General features: G+C 72.4%; 4 protein-coding genes. 1 reads left to right on the forward strand and 3 read right to left on the reverse strand.

Going from position 1 to position 3,217, the window contains the following annotated elements; genetic code table 11:
• Positions 1-21: 21 nt before the first annotated feature.
• Together ACWEBX_RS38505 and ACWEBX_RS38510 are read right to left on the reverse strand one after the other, a co-directional pair.
• A complete protein-coding gene (locus tag ACWEBX_RS38505; RefSeq protein ID WP_451889372.1) occupies positions 22-1,323 on the reverse strand; it encodes a hypothetical protein in 1,302 nt (433 codons plus the stop codon).
• Between the two features lie 8 nt (positions 1,324-1,331).
• A complete protein-coding gene (locus ACWEBX_RS38510; RefSeq protein WP_451889373.1) occupies positions 1,332-2,060 on the reverse strand; it encodes a CHAT domain-containing protein in 729 nt (242 codons plus the stop codon).
• Positions 2,061-2,105: 45 nt separating this feature from the next.
• On the opposite strand from ACWEBX_RS38510, the gene ACWEBX_RS38515 reads away from it, so the two are divergent.
• The gene (locus ACWEBX_RS38515) at positions 2,106-2,348 is read left to right on the forward strand and encodes a hypothetical protein (RefSeq protein ID WP_451889374.1); all 243 of its coding nucleotides are present in this window, start codon (positions 2,106-2,108) and stop codon (positions 2,346-2,348) included.
• On the opposite strand, the gene ACWEBX_RS38520 is transcribed toward ACWEBX_RS38515, so the two are convergent.
• Positions 2,326-3,210: an aminoglycoside phosphotransferase family protein gene (locus ACWEBX_RS38520; RefSeq protein ID WP_451889375.1), complete on the reverse strand. Its 885-nt coding sequence runs from the start codon at positions 3,208-3,210 to the stop codon at positions 2,326-2,328. The genes ACWEBX_RS38515 and ACWEBX_RS38520 overlap by 23 nt on opposite strands.
• Between the last annotated feature and the right edge of the window lie 7 nt (positions 3,211-3,217).

The following is a 3,217-nucleotide window of genomic DNA, read 5'->3' on the forward strand; positions in this document are numbered from 1 at the left end:
GGGTCGACCCCGTCGGCTGGCTCACCTCACCGCACTGGGCGCTGACCTCGGTCGTCGTCGCCAACATCTGGATCCGCGGGCGCGGTCGTACATCGCCCGGAACGTCTCCGGGTCCGACGCGCTCAGCCGGGAGAACACCTCGTGCGCCTCTTGGGCCGCAGCGCGCAAACGGGCGGTGTCCGAGCGCTCCGCCCACCACGCTGGCCGGGGCACGGGTGGAACGTCCACGCCCCTACCTGGGTCCGGTTCCGCGTCGGCGCCGGCCGTGGTGAGAGCCCGGATACTGTGCACGCCTTCGTAGAGGGCAGCCCAGCGGCGTTGCGCCGCGTGGTCCGCGAACAGGAATAGGGTGTCGGCCGGGGGGTCACCGGGGACAGTCCACACTCCCCTGCCAGTCCGGGCCAGTTCGCCGAGGTACGTACGGGAAGCGGATAGCCGGGCCGCTGTCTCAGCGTCCCCTCGGTTCGCCGCCGAGGTCGCAGCAAGGTCGAAGACGAGAGGCGCGTCGCTCTCGGAGCAGTCATTGCCCATGGCCGCACGGCAGTGGGCCTCCTCGCAGAGAGCCTCCGCCCAGTCCGCCGCGGCGTACCGCATTCGCCGGTCGGTCTCGGGATGCCGGTTGACGACAGCCAGGATGCCCTTGGCAGCGACCCAATCGGTGACGCCCGTGAACCGGCCGGCCATGTCGAAGGCCTCACAGGCGGGTTCCAGCCGGTCGTGCCGTAGGAACGTGCGCCCGAGGGAGATGAGGAGGTAAGGCATCACGCCAGGCTTAAGAGGGCTGAGCTGATGCCTGCTCAGCATCGAGGTGAGCCGTTTGGTGGCGCGGTCCAGGTCGTCGAAGGGCGCCTCCAGCACCAGATGGACTTCGGCCGCGGACAGGCGTACCAGCCGGTCCACCGTCTTGTCGCGCTGCACGGTGCTCTGCGCGCGGCGCAGTGCATCTGCTGCCGCTTCCCTCTGGCCCAAGGCCAGCAGGGCGCGGGCCAGCAGGGCCAGTGCCCGGGCGGTCAGAGCGGCGTCCGGGCCGATGGGTCGCTTACCGGCGCCGCGGACGGCCGCGCGCGCCAGGCTGCGGGCGATCTGCGGGCAGCGCGCGGCCAGTGCCGCCTCCGCCGCTCGTGCGTGCAGTACGCGGTCGCAAAAGCCGGATCTTGGATGGTCAGCCAGTGCGCGGAGGTACGCGTCGAGCGCCTGCGTGGGCCGTCCCGTCGTGAGTGCCGCGTCGGCGGCTCCGACGGCGTCACCCGCTCCGTGCGCACAGCGCAGCCGCGGTGTGAGGGCCACGGTCGGGCCTGAGGGGCGCGGCTGGTTGGAGTCCATTGCCATCGTCAGACCCCCACTCCGGTATAGACGAACGCCTGCCAAAGAAACGGTCGGCCTTGCCCAGTGCGGCGCCACCGCTCCAGTTCAGCGAGCTGGACCTCGCGCAGCGCGTCGGCGGGGTTCTCGCCGTTTACGAGCCGTTCGGCGAGACGGTGGGCGATGTCGTTGAGTTGCCGCACCGGATACACCGGGTAAAGCGTGCAGATGGCGTGTTCGGTGCCCGCCAGCATCAATGCTGAGCCAAAGCCGAGCCACTCGCTGGTCGGGGTGCGGACCGTGCCGGCGACCACGGTGTCATGTCCGAGGCTGCCGCACCCGACGGCGAGGACCCGCTCGGGAAGCGGGAACGGGTTCTCGCGACCATCCCGGTCCGCGGCGGCAAGCATCTCAGCGATGGACAGATGGCCGTGGCCGTCGCCCTCCGGCGCCAGTCGCAGACCGCTGCGGGTCGGGTTCTCGCCGACGTCTATGTGCCCCGCGAGGTAGAGGAGCCAATGCCGGTCGCCGTCGAGCGCACGCAGGGCCTCCGACAGCCGCTTCTTCGGCAGCGGGCCGCCGAGGGACTGGTGGGCAGTCGGCGGGCACTTCAGGCGGACGGCGGCCTCCTGGTCACCGTCCGGGGCAATCACCGCGAGGCGCAGATCGTACGTCCCCGCTGTCTCGTCGGGTTGCGACCGGCGCTGTCCGATCACCGACCAGGCCGGGACGTGCAACACCCGGGCCACATCCACCACCCGCCGGTCAGTCCCGGGCTCCAAGGGCAGGGCGGGCAGACCCTCTTGATCGCCATCGGCCGTCTCGGCGGCGACTCACGCCCCTGGCTCACCGACCCGCATACGGGCGTACGCATCTGCGCGGCCCTCGCGCCCGGCCTCACCGGCGACGACACGGCGGAGCGGATACGACGCGAACTGGCAGGCTCGCCGAGCGCGTTCGTCGAGTCCTTCGGCGACATGGCTCCGCCACTTCAGTTCCAGTTCAAGCCGTACCAGGACCTGCTCATGCCCGCGGCCGAGCGGTGAGGCGTCGCAGGGAGGCTTGGGCGGGCGGCCCCCAACCGGGCTTGCCCCCGGGGAGTCCACGAACGCCCGCGTCCGCGATGTGGAGGCAGGCGAGAGCCCGCAGCACCGCCCAGCCACGGGCACGGCGAAGGGTCGCGGGGTCCGGGCCCGGTTCGTAGGCCTCGTGGAAGCGGTCGACGACTCCGTCCGGCAGCAGGATCCACGCGGCGGCGAGGTCGAAGGCAGGGTCGCCCGCGAAGAGGTCACCGAAGTCGATGACACCGGAGAAGGCGCCGTTCGCCGTCAGGATGTTGGCCGGGTGCAGGTCGCCGTGGAGCCAGAGACGCGGTCCGGCCCAGTCGGGTGCGGCGGCCGCGTCCTCCCAGACCGCGCGGACGGCGGCCGGGTCGTGGATCAGCCCGAGTGCGGTGGCGGAGGCGAGCGCCCTGGCGAAGGACTCCGCGGTGTCGGCCAGTGGGCCCCCGCGGTCCCGGCCCGTCGGAGCGTCGTCGGGAGCGGGCCGATGCAGGGCGGTCAGGAAGGCGGCCAGGGCGACGGCCGCCTCCGCGGGGCGTGTCGCGGGGGCGCGGTCGGCGGGCTCGCCCGGCACCCAGGTGGTGACCAGCCAGGGCCGGGGAAACCGTTCGCCGGGCTCGCCGAGGTGCTGGGGGACGGGCACCCGCAGCGGAAGGCGCGGGGCCAGGAGGGGCACCCAGGCGTGCTCCTTGCGCAGCAGCGCGTCCGCGGACTCTGTCGCCCAGGGCAGCCGGACGGCGAGGTCGTCACCGAGCCGCCACACCTGATTGTCCCAGCCGAGCGCTCCGAGCTTCAGAGGCAGGCCCGCCAGATCGGAGCGCTGCTCGCGCAGCAGCTCACGGATCAAGTCCCCT

Source organism: Streptomyces sp. NPDC005070 (assembly GCF_053600395.1).

Bases quoted from the DNA above. Each gene is read 5' to 3' on its own strand.
- ACWEBX_RS38505 (WP_451889372.1), bottom strand. From the start codon at position 1,323: ATGGACTCCAACCAGCCGCGCCCCTCAGGCCCGACCGTGGCCCTCACA.